Genomic DNA, 15,112 nt, shown 5'->3' with positions numbered 1-15,112 from the left:
GGCGTGGCAGTGGAACCGGAAGAGGCGTTCGGGCTCGACGCGTTCGCGCTCGACGACCGGTTGCGCCTGTTCACCTTCGCCACGGTCGACAAGCGCCTGGAGTACCTGGCGGTGCTGCGGGCGTTCGACCGCGCACGAGCCAACTACGTCGTGTTGCTGCACGCCGGCGACGTGGACGCGGGCATCGAGGACGTCACGCCGCTGCTCGACCAGCTCTACCACTGGAACGTGCTCGACCGCAGCTACGACGGAACGCGCGCGGCGACGCTGGCCGAGTACCGCAACCGGCACTACGTGTACCAGTTCACCCAGGCCGGGTATCGCGCCTACCGGGCGGTCGAGGACGTGCTGGGGGCGCGCCTGGACGACGCCACGCTCTCGCGGCTGGTGTTCCCGGAGCTGCTGGACGACCTGAACGCCTTGGCGCAGGCCAACATCGAGGGCGACGCGGAGGTCGTGTATCGCAAGCTGACCCGCCTCGATGCCGCGCTGAACGACATGGCGGAACGGGCGGCGCGGTTCTACCTGTTGCTCGGTGATCTCGCACGCACTCAGGAGACCAGCGCCGAGGTTTTCTTGGCGCACAAGGACAGTCTGCTCGCGCACATGCGTGAGTTCAGCACCGAGCTCGCGCGCTACACGCCGAAGCTGGCCGCGGCGATCGCCCACGTCGAGAGCACCGGCGTGGAACGGCTCGTCGAGTTCGCGGCCTCTGCGGACGAGCGGGTGTTCCGGACGCCCTCGGAACGGCTGGCGGACTGGCGGCAGCGCTGGAACGGGCTGGTGCACTGGTTCCGGTCCGACGCCACGGACAGCGAGGCGGAACGGTTGCAGGCGGGCACCGTGAGCGCCATCTCGGCAGTGCTCGCGTTGCTGCGCCGGGTCACCGAGGCACGCCGGGGTGGGGTGAGCAGGGAGAGCCAGCTGCGGCACCTCGCCGCGTGGTTCTCCGGCGTGCCGAGCGACGAGGCGGCGCACGCGCTGTACGCGGCGACGTTCAACCTGGCCCGGCCGCGGCACGTCAGCGTCGCCCACCCCGACCAGGAACTGATCCCCGTGCGGCGCTCGTGGTGGGAGGCGCAGCCCGTCGAGATCTCGCGGACGCTGGTGGAGACCGGTAAACCGGCGGCGCCCGGTGCGCCCGCGAAGGTCGACCGCAACGACGGTGGGCGTCGCAGGCTGCGGGAACGTCAGCTCGCCGAGCAAGAGGCCAAACGTGTTGCCGCACAAGGACTTTCCCAGGGCGTCTACGACCGCGTGCTCGACGACGCCGAAACCGACCTGCTGCTGAGCCTGCTCGATCTCGCGCTGAGCGCTCGTGTGCCGGTCTCGGGGACCACGGCGAGCGGCGCCGCACACGGGGTCAAGCTCACGCTGCGGCCACATCCGGAGTCGACGACGGTGACGACCGTGCGCGGACGGCTGCATCTGGACCGGCTGATGGTGCAGGTGCAGTGATGATCTCCCAGTTCGAGCTCGCCTCTTACCAGCGTGCTGTGCGGACGTTGCTGAGCAGCCCGTTGATCACCGAGACGTACCCGGACGTGCACGCGCTCCCGCTCGTCCGGCGCTGGGCGGACGAGCTGCGGAACGACCTCGTCGCCAGTTTCGGTTACCGGATGGAGCTTTCCGCGACGAGCGCACGCCTGATCCGGGTGATTGACCGGCTCGACGCGACGCAACCCGCGCGCACGGCGTCCGACCGGCCGTTCGACCGGCGTCGCTACGCCTACCTGGCGCTCACCCTCGCGGCGCTCGGGCGTGGTGGCAACCAGCTGTCGTTGTCCGAGCTGGCCGACAGCGTGGCCGCCGACGCCGGACGCATCGACGGACTCTCGTTCTCCACTGAGAAGGCCGCCGACCGCAGCGCGTTCGTGGACGCCGTCGCCTGGCTGGAGGTGCGCGGTGCGCTCACCCTCGCGGACGGCAGTGCGCGCCGCTGGGCTGACGATCCCGACGCGGGCGAGGCGCTCTACGACATCGACCGGGACATCGTGCACGCCGTCTACCGGCCGACCAGGGTGTTGCAGCACCTGCCCGGCGTGACGTCGCTGCTGACGACCTCGACCGCGGACAGTCGGGACACCCGCCGCCGGGAGATCGGTCAGCGAGCCCGGCGGGCGTTGATCGAACGGCCAGTCGTGTACTTCGCCGAGGTCGACGAGGACGTCGCGAACGTGCTGCGCAACGGCAACGCCGTCGCCGACGTCGAACGGCTCACCGGGCTCGCGGTGGAACGCCGCGCCGAGGGCATCGCGCTGATCGACACGTCCGGTTCCTTCTCGGATCGGCGATTCCCCGGCTCCGGCACGGTGGCGCAGACCGCGTTGCTGCTGATCGGCGAGATCGCCGACCGCGTCGACTCGCCGGACTCGCCTCCGCTCGCCGAGCTGGTCCCGCCGGACGAGCGACACCTCGCCGGCGAGGTGGACGCCGGGCTGCCTGCAGCCGGCGTGTTCCACGAACTGGCCGATGCCGAGGACCGCGCCGAGGCGGGGGCACCTGATCCGCCGGCCTGCCCGCTGCTGGAGAACGGATGGCTGGCGGCCACCATGTCCGGGCTCGTCGACCGGTACGGTTCGACCTTCGCCGCGCAGTGGCGGGCCGATCCGGGGCGACTGCTCGACGCCGCGCTCGGCCTGCTCGCCGAGATGCGGATGGTGGTGCGGGTCGAGGGCGGCGTGCTCGCGTTGCCGTTGCTCGCGCGGTACCGCAACGTCGTCGTGCAAGTGCGCAAACGGAAGGCAGAGCCCACCTTGTTCGATCTGGACCTGCCGTGACGAGGTTCCGGCCGACCCGCGCGGGCATCATCAACCTCTGGGACTACCGAGACGAGGAGTTCGTCTTCGCCGACGGGCGGCTGGTGTTGCGCGGTCCGAACGGCTCCGGCAAGACCAAGGCACTGGAGGTGCTCTTCCCGTTCGTGCTCGACGGCCGGATCGACCCGCGCAGGCTGAACCCGTTCGCGGGCGAAGAGCGCACGATGAAGTCCAACCTCCTTTACCGCGGCCAGGACACCGCGCACGCCTACGTGTGGCTGGAGTTCGGCCGGGGCGGCGAGGCGGTCACGGTCGGCGTCGGAATGCGGGCGCAGAAGCACAACGACAAGGTCGCCCGCTGGTACTTCGTGGTCGACGGCCGGGTCGGGGTCGACTTCTCCCTGCTCGCCCCGGACGACCGGCCGCTGACGAAGAAGCAACTCGTCGACCAGATCGGTGCCGGCCGAGTCACCGACAGCCCGCCGCTGCACCGGGCCGCGATCGACGAGCGGCTGTTCGGGCTCGGCGCGGAGCGGTACGAGCAGTTGCTCACGCTGGTGCTGACGTTGCGCAGGCCCCAGCTCGCGAAGAACCTCGACCCCAGAGGACTGTCCAGGACGCTCTCGGACGGGCTGCGGCCGATCGACGAGGACATGATCGCCGAGGCTGCGCGGTCGTTCGACGACATGGAGAGCGTGCAGCACACCCTGGACGGGTTGGTGCGGGCCGATGAGGCCGCTTCCTCGTTCCTGAGCAGCTACACGACATATCTGCGAACGCACGCGCGCGCCGCGGTGGACGTGGTGGCGAGGAGGCTGGCCGAGGTCGATGCGGCGCATGCCGAACTCGCCGCCGCCGCAACCGCACGGGTGGCGACAGCGCGAGCGCGTGACGACGCGGAGGCGGAGGTCACGCGGCTGGAGACGGCCGTGCGCACGCGGCAAGCACACCTGGAGTCCCTGCAGCGCAGCAAGGCTTACACCGACGACCGGGAGAAGCTGGACCAGCTCGGTGATCTGGTCGAACGGCTGGCGCAGGCCGCCCGGCTGCAACAGCAGCAGGCCGACCGGGCTCGTCGTGCTGCGGGCGATCGCGCCGATGAGTTGGCCAAGGCGCGGGAAAGCCTGAGCGATGCGCAACGGGAGGTGTCGCGCGGCGCCGCTCAGCTCGCCGAAGCGGCCCAGGACGCGTCGATCGGTTGGACGGCGAACGATGCGGTTGCCGACGAAGGATTCTCCGACCGGCTGACTGCGCGCGTAGAGCAGCGCCAGGACGACGTCGACGCGGTCAGGGCCGAGCGCCAGGCCGTGCGCGACGCACACCAGCTGCGCGGGCAGAAGCAGGAGGTGTTCGACGCCGCAGAGCTGAAGGCGGGGCAGGCCGAAGACGCAGAACGACAGGCGGCCGCTCTCGTTACCGCAGCCAGAACCGTTGCGGAGCAACGGCTTTCGGACTGGTCGGTGCGGCACGGCCTCGACGCCGCCGAGCTGGTCGCCGCGTTGCGGCTTGTGGGTGAGCCGGACGCGCCGACGCTGGTGTCCACCTTTGACGACCTCGTCGGCGATCAGGTGGAACAGCTGCGGGAGACCGCACGGCAGCTGGAGGCTCGCAAAGACGAGGCGCAGGGCGGGCTGGACGGTCTGCGTGCCGAACGGCAGCGGGTCGCGGACGAGCACGACGACGCTCCGCCGTTGTTCGCCGCGCGCACCGCTTCCCGCGAGGATCGGCCAGGTGCGCCGCTGTGGCGGCTGGTGCGGTTCGCCGAGGACGTTCCGGCTGAGCTGGCGGCCTCGGTCGAGGCCGCGCTGGAGGCGGCCAACCTTCTCGACGCCTGGCTCGACGAGAACACTGCGGAGCCGCCCGCGTCCGACGCGTGGCTCGTGCCGTTGCCGGAGAACCGCAGGCCTTCCGGACGGACGCTGGCCGACGTGCTCGTACCGGAGGACGACGTCGCGGTCAGCGCCGCGCGGATCACCGCCGTGCTCAGCTCGATCGCGATCGCCGACATCACGCCACTGCTTGACGTGCCAACGGTTTCGGAGCGCGGTGAGTTCGCACAGGGTGTGCAGATCGGCGCGCATCAGAAGGCCGACGCCGAGTACATCGGCGCCACCGCCCGTGCCCGTCGGCGTGCGGCCCGGCTCGCGGAGATCGACCGCACGATCACCGCTGCTGAGGAAACGATCGGCGGGCTGGTCGCCGAGATCGCCGCGGCGGTCGCCGGGATCGACGCGTTCTCCGCTGCCCGCAACGACTTGCCCGCCACGACGGACATCGTGCTCGCGTTGCGGCGGCAGACGGAGCTCGCGGTCGAGTTGCGGGTCCACCGCACCGCGCTGGACGACGCCCGGCGTGCGCTCGACCAGGCGATCGCGACGGTCGCCGACCGCGAACGCCGGCTGAGCAAGATCGCCGCGGAACGGTCGCTGGCACCCGAGGACGTCGATCGCGTCGCGCTCGCGGTCGGCCGGTTCCGCGATGCCGGAACCCGGTTGATCTCGGTGCGCCGGGAGGAGTCCACCAGGGCCGAGTTCGCCGCCGCGGCCGAGAAGCGGCTGGAGGTCGCCGAGAGCGACGCCGAGCGCCTGGGCGAGGAGGCAGCCGAAGCCGAGGTGCAGCACGCCGAGCACGCGGAAGGCCTGAGGACACTGCGAGAGTCGGTCGGTGCCGACGTGGTGCAGGTCGTCGCCGACGTTGCCGCGACGAAGAAGGACATCAGCGAACTCGACTCCGCGTTGCGCGGTGCGCGGGCGGCGCAGAACAAGGCGGTCGAAAAGGCGGCACTGGCAGAGGGTGACGTTCGAAACGCCGAGACGAAGCGCTCCGCCGCCGTGGCCGAGGCACGGACGGATGCTCGCAGGCTCGAGCCGTACGCGCGGCCCGAGCTGCTGGACCTGCTGAAGGTTCCGGCGGGTCCGTTGTGGCCGGCGACGGAGGAGGACTGGCTCTCCGACGACCTGCCGCAGCCGGTTCGGTGGCTCATCGAGTCGATCACGACGGTCACCGCCGACCTCAGGCCCACCGAGACCTCGCTCAAGCAGAGCAAGACACGGGTGTCGACAGCGCTCGGCGAGCTGCAGGCCCAGCTGTCCGCGGCCAACCACGACTACCAGCCCGAGTGGGGCAGCGACGGAGACGTCATCACCGTCCGGGTCGCCGACGTTCAGGGCTTCGCACCGATCGGCGACTTCGCGCGGCGGATCACGGCGGCGCGGCGTGACCAGGAGCAGCTGCTGACCGAGTCGGAGCGGCGCATCCTGGAGGACGCGTTGCTCGGCCGCCTCGCGCAGCAGATCCACGACCGCACCGTCGATGCCCGCGACCTGATCGGCAGGATGAACACCGAGATGCGAGCCAGGAAGATGTCGTCGGGAGCGGGCGTCGGGGTGCGCTGGGAGCTGGCGGACACCCTCGACGAAGGGCAGCGGAACATCTGCAAGCTGCTCGAACGGGACGCTTCGCGCCTCGGTCCCGACGAACTGGCCAGGATGCGCGCCCACTTCGCGAGCCGGATCAAGACCGCCCGCGCGATGCCGGGGAACCGCACCTACACCGACCTGCTCACCGAGGTGCTCGACTACCGCAAGTGGCGGACGTTCGCGTTCACGCTGGTGGCGAGCGACGGCACGGAGGAACGCCTCACCCAGGCGCGCCACAGCACGCTTTCCGGTGGCGAGCAGTCGGTCTCGCTGCACCTGCCGCTGTTCGCCGCGGCACACGTGCTGCTCAGCTCTGCCGCCGAGCACGCTCCCCGGCTGCTGGCGTTGGACGAGGCGTTCGCCGGAGTCGACGACAAGGGGCGCAGCGAGCTGCTGCAGCTCACCGCACAGTTCGACCTCGACCTGTTCATGACGGGCTACGACCTCTGGGCCACCTACGCCACCGTGCCCGCGTGTGCGCACTACGACCTGTCGCACTCGGCCGCCGAGCACACGGTCAGCGCCCTGCTGGTCGTGTGGGACGGCAGTGAGATCCTCGCCGACTCCCCGGCCGGGGATCTCGCCACCGAGCTGGGTTCGCCGGGAACACGTCGTCGTTTCGCCGACGGGACGGACATCTTCGCGTGACCACAGTGGACGATCTGCTGGAGGACCCGGCGTGGCAACGGATTCTGGCCGCCGCTCGGCGCAAGATCGAACGTGACGGCGGTGAGCTGACCGGAACCATCGGTCTGAGCAAGCCCACCGACGCCGAGCGCAGACTGATCATCGGGATCACCGGGAAGTACCGGTCCGCCGACGTCGCGGCACCGCGCATCCAGCTGGTGGACGTGGACGAGGCGATCCGCGGTGCGCACGGAATCGGGCTGCTCGCGGTTCTCGCACGCCGGGACGGCCCGGTACGCGACCGCGCGGCCGAGCGGGCCGATGAGGAGCTCGCCAAGGCGGCGGCGGTGGCGGACCTGTGTGCCAGGTGCGACTCCCATCGGGGCGAGCGGTGGTTCGAGCAGTGGGTCGACGAGATCAGTGGTGACGGCACGGTCACCCGCCTGGTACGGCGTGGTGACGCCGATGTGCTCGGCTGGGCCGGCGAGGTGCTGAACAGGTTGCCCACCGGCGACAAGCCGCTGCCGGTGCTGGCCGAGTGGGCCACCGGCAACACGAAGGCGTTGACGGGTACGCCACTGGCCTCGCTCGTGCTGCGCGCACTGGCGAAGCGCGACGGTGCACCTGCTCCGACGAACCGCGCCGAGCAACGTGCTCGCTGGGAGTCCGCAGGTGTGATCGTCGACGACCTCGCGAGTCAGGTGCTCGTGCTGAACCTGCGCAGCGATGACGACCACGTGGTCGCCGGATGGCTGAACGAGGCCGCCGCCTGCGGCATCCCGTTCCGGCTCACCCTGCACCAGCTGACCGTCGATCCACTGACGCCCCAGGCGTGCGACCTCTACGTGTGTGAGAACCCGGCGGTGCTGCGGGCTGCCGCGAGCGAGTTGTCAGACCGCTCCGCTACGCTCGTCTGCACGGAAGGTCAGCCGTCGGCCGCGTGTCACCGGCTCCTCGCCGCGGCTCGAGGTCAGGTGCATTGGCGCGGTGACTTCGACTGGACCGGACTGCGCACCACCGCGGCCGCGGCCGCGCGTCATGAGGCGCAGCCCTGGCGCATGACGGTCGACGAGTACCTGCGTGCACTGGAAACCGGGGACTCCGAACCGCTGAAGGGGCCGCCTGCGGACTCTCCGTGGGACACCGGGCTGGCCATCGCCATGAGGGAGCAGGGCCGGGCCATCATGGAGGAACGACTCATTCCCCGCCTGCTGGAGGATCTGGTCACCTGACCGGGAGCAATTGCGGCGGCGGGTCGACAGGAGGGTTGGCGTGGGCAAGCGCAACCGCGAGAAGCGCGCTGCGAAGAAGAAGGTCAGGGCGAGTCGTGGCCCGACTCCACCCCGGTACGACTTCGACGAGCCGTGGGCGCCTCCTCCGGTCGTGTCGCCGGAGATGGTGGCAGAGGGCTTGGTGCAGGCCGCTCACGCCCACGAGGTCGACTCGGAGTTCGTGGACGGGACCGTGGCGGATCTGGCGGGCCGCGAGCCTGTCGCCCCGGTCCGGACCGTGGCCATCGGTGCCGGCATCGCTCTGGCCGCGACGATCGACCTGGCGTGGAAGCGGGGCTGGACGCCTGTCGACGTCCGTGAGCACCTTCGCCGGGCCGGTGACGCGGCGGTCGGCAGCCTGGTGATCGACGTGGTGGCCGCCGACACCGCGAAGTACTCGGCGGCCACTGTGGACGAACGCTGGGCGGCGCAGGTGCGTGAGCTCGGCGCCGAGGTCTGGTGGGAGCCCGGCGTTCCGCAGCTGTTGCAGTGGGCGGACCGTCGTGGGGTGGGCCTGGATTCGGCGCTGCGGACCGCAGTCACGCTGCTGGCCGGGTTGATGAAGCTGCCTGAGCTGCCGCACATCGTTCCGGTGCCGGGGTCGGCGTCCGCGCGCTCGTCCGCGTCGGCGAGCGGGGTGGACCAGAAGGTGCTGGCGCGGGTGCGGGCCTTGCTGGCCAAGGCCGAGTCCACTCAGTTCCCGGAAGAGGCCGAGGCGTTGTCGGCCAAGGCGCAGGAACTGATGAACCGGCATGCCTTCGAACGTGCCGTCCTCGATGCCGACGAGCACCGCAAACAGACGGCGGTCTCGACGCGGTTGTGGCTCGATGCGCCGTACGTCGACGGCAAGGCGCATCTGGTCGACGCGATCGCCAGAACGAACCGGTGCCGGTCGGTGTACTACTCCAGGATGGGGTTCGTCGCGCTGGTCGGTGAGTCGATGGACGTGGAGATCACCGAGCTGCTCACCACCTCACTGCTGGTCCAGGCCACCCGTGCGATGGTCGCGGAAGGAACTCAGGTCACCCGAGGCGGAACGTCGCGCACCCGGTCGTTCCGGCAGTCCTTCCTGGTCTCGTACGCCACGCGCATCGGGGAACGGCTCGAAGAGGCCGGCGTTCGGGCGCACGATCCGGTCGAGGACGAGCGACTGCTTCCGGTGCTGGCCGAACGGTCCCGGCTGGTCGAGGAGACGTTCGAGACGATGTTCAGCAACCTCACCCACAAGTCGGCGGCGGTCACCAACGGCGCGGGATGGCACGCGGGTCGCGCTGCGGCCGATCGCGCCGACATCACCGTCGGACGCCAGGCTGTCGACGCCTGACTTCGAGCTACCTGGTTCGCGGCCTGCACGGTCCAGGGCCCCGGCAAAGTCGCTCGGCCGTTCGTGACCTGGCTGCGGGAAATGAGCCCTGTGGAGGTGGATGAACGGAACCTTCATCCACCTCAGGTCGATGAAAGTTCCGTTCATCAACAACACCTGGCGTGTGTGCACGCCCTCATCGGGCGGACCGGGCGGGCTGGGACTTTGCCGGGGCCCTGGCTTGCACGGTCGGTGAGCACGCGACCCCCTTCCGGCCTATTTGACCTGGGCCTGGGCGCTGAGAACATTTCGGTGGCCGATGAATCGGGGGGAGCGCCGTGCGCGAGGACACCGACGTCGTCATTCTGGGCGCCGGCATCGCCGGCACGATCCTGGCCGCCGTGCTGGCGCGCGGCGGCGTCAAGGTTGAGGTGCTGGACGCCGGGCACCATCCGAGGTTCGCCATCGGCGAGTCCACCATTCCGCACACCTCGACGCTGTTCCGGCTCATCGCCGAGCGGTACGACGTGCCGGAGATCAAGTACCTGGCCACGTTCCACGGTGCTCGCGCCAACGTGTCGGCCAACCACGGGATCAAGCGCGGGTTCAACTTCCACTGGCACGAGCCGGGCAAAAGGCAGGATCCTGAGCTGGCGCACCAGTTGCCCATTCCGAGCATCATGCACACCGAGACGCACTTCCTGCGGGCGGATCTCGACCACTGGGTCATGCGGGTGGCCGAGAAGTACGGTGCTGTTGTCCGGCAAGGGGTTCGCGTCACCGGTGTTGATCTCGGTGAGGATGGTGTCACCGTGAAGACCGACGGTGGCTCGGTGCGTGCTCGTTACATCGTCGACGCCAGTGGGTTCCGGTCCGTGTTGGCGTCCACATTGGACCTTCGGGACAAGCCTTGCCGGTTTCGGCACCACTCGCGGTCCATGTTCACGCACATGGAAGGCGTGGTGCCGTGGGAACGGGTCGCGGCAAGCAATCCTGGGCCGGTGCGGGGGAGTCAGTCCACGCTGCACCACATCTTCGACGGTGGCTGGATCTGGGTGATCCCGTTCAACAACCACCCCAGGGCGGGCAGCAACTTCGTCAGCGTCGGCATGACCGTGGATCCGCGGAAGCATCCCCGTCGTGATGTGCCGGCTGGGCAGGAGTTCGCCGAGTTCATCGAGCAATATCCGGACATCCGGGATCAGTTCTCCGCAGCGCGGCCGGTTCGGGACTGGGTTGCCACCGATCGGCTGCAGTACTCGTCGTCGCGAACGACCGGGCATCGGTGGGCTCTCGCGATGCACGCCGCCGGGTTCCTCGACCCGCTGTTCTCCCGCGGGTTGTCGTTCACGATGGACTGGATCAACGCCTTTGCCTGGCGGCTGTTGGATGCGCTCAAGGAGGACGACTTCTCCGTTGAGCGCTTCGAGCCCGTTGAGAGGCTCACGCGCGAGCTGCTTGATTACAACGACGGGCTGGTCGCCAACGCGTTCACGTCCTTCGGGTCGTTCGAGCTGTGGGACGCGTGGGTGCGCATCTGGGCGTTGGGGGAGCAGCTCGCGTTGTTCGAGTGCAACCGCAGCTACGCCCTGTTCCGCGCTACGAGGGATCCGGCGGTCCTGCAGCGGTTGGAGGACGTGGCGCCGCACGGGTCGTTGCCGGACATTCCTGAGGTACGGCGGTTCTTCGCCTGGGCCTACGCACGGGCCGGGGCGGTCGGCGACGGAAGCGCATCCCCACAGGTAGTGGCCGCTGAACTGCTGAAGGGCATGGCGGAGTCGAACTTCTCACCGCCCGAGTTCGGCATCGTCGATCCTGCCAACCGGTTCTTCACCGCCACGCCTGGACGGATTCCTCGGGTGCTGCGGTGGGCCGCCAGGGAGGCACCTGAGGAGATCGGGCGCAACCTCACCCAGGCGATCAAGTTGTTCGCCGCAATCCGGTTGCACCCGGCCGAGTTCAGTGTTGCCGAGGAGGTCAAGCAGGTGCTGGCGCGGGTTCCGGGGTTGGGCAGGGTGGTGCGCTGACTCGATGGGGTGATCCGCGCGGCGGCGTCGATCAAGAAAGGCTTCACGTTGCGCCGTTCGGGCTAACCTCCCGCCCGTGCGGACGAGGCTGACCCCCATGCAGCAGGCGGTGGTGGATGCCGGGCGCCCGTTGCCGCAGCTCACCGACCCTCTGGAGGTCGAGCTGCAGGTCAGTGCGTTCGTCGGGCCTTTTGCGGACAACGAGGAGTTGTGGGAGGTCGTCGTCGGGCACCTGCGGGAGGTGCCTAGCCGGCGCAGTGCGGCTCTGCTGACGGCGCTCGGGCACCTGTTGCCCGGTCGGCCTGGGCAGTGGGCGGAAGAGGCGGCGCGGCAGCAGGACCAGCCGCGGTGGGATCTCGGCGGACTGACGTTCGGGGAGTGCTGGATCGGGGACCGGTCGATCGACGCCGGATATCTGGCACTGCTGTGCAGTTATGCGTACAACGACGCGCCGCACGCCATGGTTTTCATGATCGATGAAATCAGTGGTGGGCTGACGCGGCACGCGTTTCTCACGCGGCACGTCGAGGAGGCGCTCGGGCGGCTCAAGCAGCAGGTGCGGTTGGAGTTGATCACCGCCGAGGCCGCTCATTGGCTGCTCAGCCGCAGTTACGACCGGTTCGAGCGGCGGCCTGGGCTCGGGGCGAGCCTGGATGTGCACCAGACTCGGCTGGTGGCGCGGAGGCGGATCAGGCTTGCGATGAATTGAGTGGGCTGTGCGAATCGCAACGTGCTGATTCATCCGACTGTGCACATTGTCTGTAGCTCGATGGTGGGGTGGCCATTACTGTCCGGGATGTCGATCACGGGCGGAGGGACGAGAAGTGGCCGCTCTTCTCGGGCGTGATGATCAGGCCCTCAGCCGTGTCCCCGACCAGGCCCGGCACTCGTGGTGGTCGGTCGCGACCCAGCGCTTCGGGCAGACGACCGCGCTGAGCCAGTTGCTGCTCGGTGCGACGCTCGGCTTCGGCATGACCTTCTGGGGCGCGTTCGTCGCCATCACGATCGGGGCGGTGCTGCTCAACGTTCTGGCGGTGACGGTCGGTGTCATCGGGCAGCGGGAGGGGCTGTCCACGGCGCTCCTGTCGCGGTGGACCGGGTTCGGGCACGCCGGGTCGGCGATGCTCGGGCTGATCATCGCGCTGTCGTGCACGGGATGGTTCGGAGTGCAGACCGGGCTGGCCGGCGGAACGCTCGCGGGCGTCGCCGGAGTGCTGCCCTCGCCGGTGTGGTCGCTGATCTTCGGGCTCGCCGTCACGGTCATCGCCGCCTGCGGTGTGCGGTGGATGGCGTGGGCCGCTCACGTGGCGGTGCCCGCGTTTCTGCTGTTGCTCGTCTGGCTCGTGCTGACCAGCGTCGGTGACGTGGCCTCGACCCTCGCGAGTCCCGCGCCGGGGCCGCCGATCGGCATGCTGACGGCGATCACGCTGGTCACGGGCAGTTTCATCGTGGGTGCGGCCATCGCTCCGGACATGACGCGCTTCAACCGCTCCGAGGCCGACGTCGTCAAGCAGACGGTTCTGGGGATCACGGCCGGCGAGTGGGTCATCAGCCTGGCCGGGGTGGTCATCGCGCACGGCCTGGGCAGCACCGACGTCATGGGCGTCATCGGGCGGTCCAGCGGGTGGATCGGGGCGCTCGTCGTCGTCACGGCGGTGCTGAAGATCAACGACTGGAACCTCTACTCGGCTTCGCTCGGGCTCGTGAACTTCTTCGACGCCGTCTTCGACGTGCGGATCAGCCGGGCGCAGGTGACCGTCGTGGTCGGGTGTGCGGGCAGTTTCCTCGCCGCAGCCGGGATCGTGCACCAGTTCAGCGGCTTCCTGGCGGTGCTGGGCGTGGTGTTCCCGCCGGTCGCCGGGATCATGATCGCCGAGTACTACGTCGTGCGGCGCTGGCGCAACGAGATCATCTCCACGCGGCCGCGCGTGCCCCGGTCGGCGCCTTCGTGGGTGCCCGCCACGGTGGTCATCTGGCCGGTCGCCGCCGTCGCCGGTGAGCTGCTGCCGTTCGGGCAGTCCAGTGTGAACGCTCTCGTGCTCGCGTTTGCCCTCTATGTCGCGGCCGGACGACTGGACCTGCTGCGCATGCGGACGCGCCGGGCGACCAACCGTAAGGTGGTCGGGGAAGCGTCGGCCGCCTGAGAGTTGGTTCCGCACATGCACATCGGCATCGACGTCGGCGGCACGAACACCGATGCCGTTCTCCTCGAAGGCCGCAGCGTGCTCGCCGAGTGCAAGCGGACGACGACCGCGGACGTGACGACCGGGATCGTCGAGGCGGTCGGCGGGCTCCGGCAGGCGTTCGACCCGGCCGCGATCAAGGCCGTCATGATCGGCACGACGCACTTCGTCAACGCCGTCGTCGAGGGCAGAGGGCTCACCCGGACCGCGGCCGTGCGCCTCGGACTTCCCGCCACCACAGCGCTTCCGCCGTTCGTCGACTGGCCGCAGCGGTTGCTGCAGGTCGTCGGCGGGCACGGCTACCTCTGCCACGGCGGGCACGAGTACGACGGACGCGCCATCTCACCGCTCGACGAGGACGAGCTGCGCCGGGTGGCCGTGGACATCGCCGCGAAGGGCGTGCGGTCGGTGGCTGTCTCGTCGGTGTTCTCGCTGGTCAACGGCGACCTGGAGCGTCAGGCGGCGGAGATCCTCACCGCCGAGGTGCCGGACCTCGTCATCAGCTTCTCGCACGAGATCGGGCGCCTCGGCCTGCTGGAGCGGGAGAACGCGACGATCATCAACGCCGCACTGCGCGAGCTCGCCGGCCAGATCGCCGACGGGCTCGTCGCATCGCTGACGGCACAAGGCATCCACGCGCCGCTCTTCCTCAGTCAGAACGACGGCACGCTGATGGAGCTGGAGTACGCGCGCTGCTACCCGGTCGCCACGTTCTCCTCCGGACCGACGAACTCCATGCGCGGCGGCGCGTTCCTGTCCGGACTCCACGAGTGCGCGGTGATCGACGTCGGTGGCACGACGACCGACATCGGCATGCTGCACAACGGTTTCCCGCGCGAGGCGTCATCCGAGGTGGCCATCAGTGGCGTGCGCACCAACTTCCGGATGCCGGACGTGCTGTCCCTCGGGCTCGGCGGCGGCAGCGTCGTGAACCAGACGAACGGGATCGAGGTGGGCCCGGACAGCGTCGGATTCCGGTTGTCCCAGCAGGCTTTGGTGTTCGGCGGCGACACGCTCACCGTCACGGACGTGGCGGTCGCGGCGGGCCTCGCCGACATCGGCGACCCGGACCGCGTCCGCCACCTCGACCGCGCGTTGGTCGGCTCCGTGCTCGGCCACGTCCGCGACCAGATCTCCAGCCACGTCGACCGCATGCGCGCGTGTCCCGCGCCGTTGCCCGTCGTCCTGGTCGGCGGCGGCAGCGTGCTGGTGCCGGACGAGATCGAGGGCGTGAGCGAGCTGATCAGGCCCGCGCACCACGCGTTCGCCAACGCCATCGGCGCCGCGATCGCGCAGGTCGGCGGCGAGGTCGACCGCGTGTTCGCGATGGAACCGGCCCGGCGCGACGAGGTGCTCGACGCGGCACGGCAGGAGGCCGTGGACAAGGCGGTGGCCGCGGGCGCGAAGGCCGACACCGTGCGGATCGTCGAGGTCGAGGAGATCCCGCTGGCCTATCTGCCCGGCAATGCGAGCCGCGTGCGCGCGAGGGCCGTCGGCGACCTGGTGCTCCCGTAACTTCTCGC

The 15,112-nt window shown here is 69.7% G+C and carries 9 protein-coding genes; all 9 read left to right on the top strand.

Annotation, left to right across the window (positions count from 1 at the left end):
* Nucleotides 1-3: 3 nt before the first annotated feature.
* Nucleotides 4-1,458 (top strand): TIGR02677 family protein, encoded by a 1,455-nt coding sequence (locus tag ACFOWZ_RS33825; RefSeq protein ID WP_382378018.1) that lies wholly within the window; start codon nucleotides 4-6, stop codon nucleotides 1,456-1,458.
* The gene (locus tag ACFOWZ_RS33820) at nucleotides 1,458-2,780 is read left to right on the top strand and encodes a TIGR02678 family protein (RefSeq protein WP_382378017.1); all 1,323 of its coding nucleotides are present in this window, start codon (nucleotides 1,458-1,460) and stop codon (nucleotides 2,778-2,780) included. Before ACFOWZ_RS33825 ends, ACFOWZ_RS33820 begins: the two co-directional genes overlap by 1 nt.
* The gene (locus ACFOWZ_RS33815; RefSeq protein WP_382378016.1) at nucleotides 2,777-6,826 is read left to right on the top strand and encodes a TIGR02680 family protein; all 4,050 of its coding nucleotides are present in this window, start codon (nucleotides 2,777-2,779) and stop codon (nucleotides 6,824-6,826) included. Before ACFOWZ_RS33820 ends, ACFOWZ_RS33815 begins: the two co-directional genes overlap by 4 nt.
* Complete coding sequence (locus ACFOWZ_RS33810; RefSeq protein WP_382378015.1) at nucleotides 6,823-8,037, top strand: TIGR02679 family protein; 1,215 nt, start codon at nucleotides 6,823-6,825, stop codon at nucleotides 8,035-8,037. The genes ACFOWZ_RS33815 and ACFOWZ_RS33810 overlap by 4 nt, the downstream gene beginning before the upstream one ends.
* Nucleotides 8,038-8,077: 40 nt before the next feature.
* Nucleotides 8,078-9,400, top strand: a complete 1,323-nt coding sequence (locus tag ACFOWZ_RS33805; protein ID WP_382378014.1) for a DUF2786 domain-containing protein — start codon at nucleotides 8,078-8,080, stop codon at nucleotides 9,398-9,400.
* 317 nt (nucleotides 9,401-9,717) lie between these two features.
* The gene (locus tag ACFOWZ_RS33800) at nucleotides 9,718-11,406 is read left to right on the top strand and encodes an NAD(P)/FAD-dependent oxidoreductase (RefSeq protein ID WP_382378013.1); all 1,689 of its coding nucleotides are present in this window, start codon (nucleotides 9,718-9,720) and stop codon (nucleotides 11,404-11,406) included.
* Between the two features lie 97 nt (nucleotides 11,407-11,503).
* Nucleotides 11,504-12,115: a hypothetical protein gene (locus ACFOWZ_RS33795; RefSeq protein WP_382378012.1), complete on the top strand. Its 612-nt coding sequence runs from the start codon at nucleotides 11,504-11,506 to the stop codon at nucleotides 12,113-12,115.
* 115 nt (nucleotides 12,116-12,230) lie between these two features.
* Nucleotides 12,231-13,550, top strand: coding sequence for a purine-cytosine permease family protein (locus tag ACFOWZ_RS33790; protein ID WP_382378011.1), 1,320 nt, complete (start codon nucleotides 12,231-12,233; stop codon nucleotides 13,548-13,550).
* Nucleotides 13,551-13,565: 15 nt separating this feature from the next.
* Entirely contained in the window at nucleotides 13,566-15,104 is a 1,539-nt protein-coding gene (locus tag ACFOWZ_RS33785) for a hydantoinase/oxoprolinase N-terminal domain-containing protein (RefSeq protein WP_382378010.1), read from the top strand.
* Nucleotides 15,105-15,112 lie beyond the last annotated feature (8 nt).

Origin of the sequence: Lentzea rhizosphaerae (assembly GCF_042649515.1) — a bacterium.
GTDB classification, from domain to species: domain Bacteria; phylum Actinomycetota; class Actinomycetes; order Mycobacteriales; family Pseudonocardiaceae; genus Lentzea; species Lentzea aerocolonigenes.
Note: the sequence above shows the minus strand (reverse complement) of the source record. Positions and strands in the feature narration are given on the sequence as shown.

Coding starts and splice junctions, on each gene's coding strand:
- ACFOWZ_RS33820 (WP_382378017.1), top strand. CDS start 1,458: ATGATCTCCCAGTTCGAGCTCGCCTCTTACCAGCGTGCTGTGCGGACG.
- ACFOWZ_RS33795 (WP_382378012.1), top strand. CDS start 11,504: ATGCAGCAGGCGGTGGTGGATGCCGGGCGCCCGTTGCCGCAGCTCACC.
- ACFOWZ_RS33785 (WP_382378010.1), top strand. CDS start 13,566: ATGCACATCGGCATCGACGTCGGCGGCACGAACACCGATGCCGTTCTC.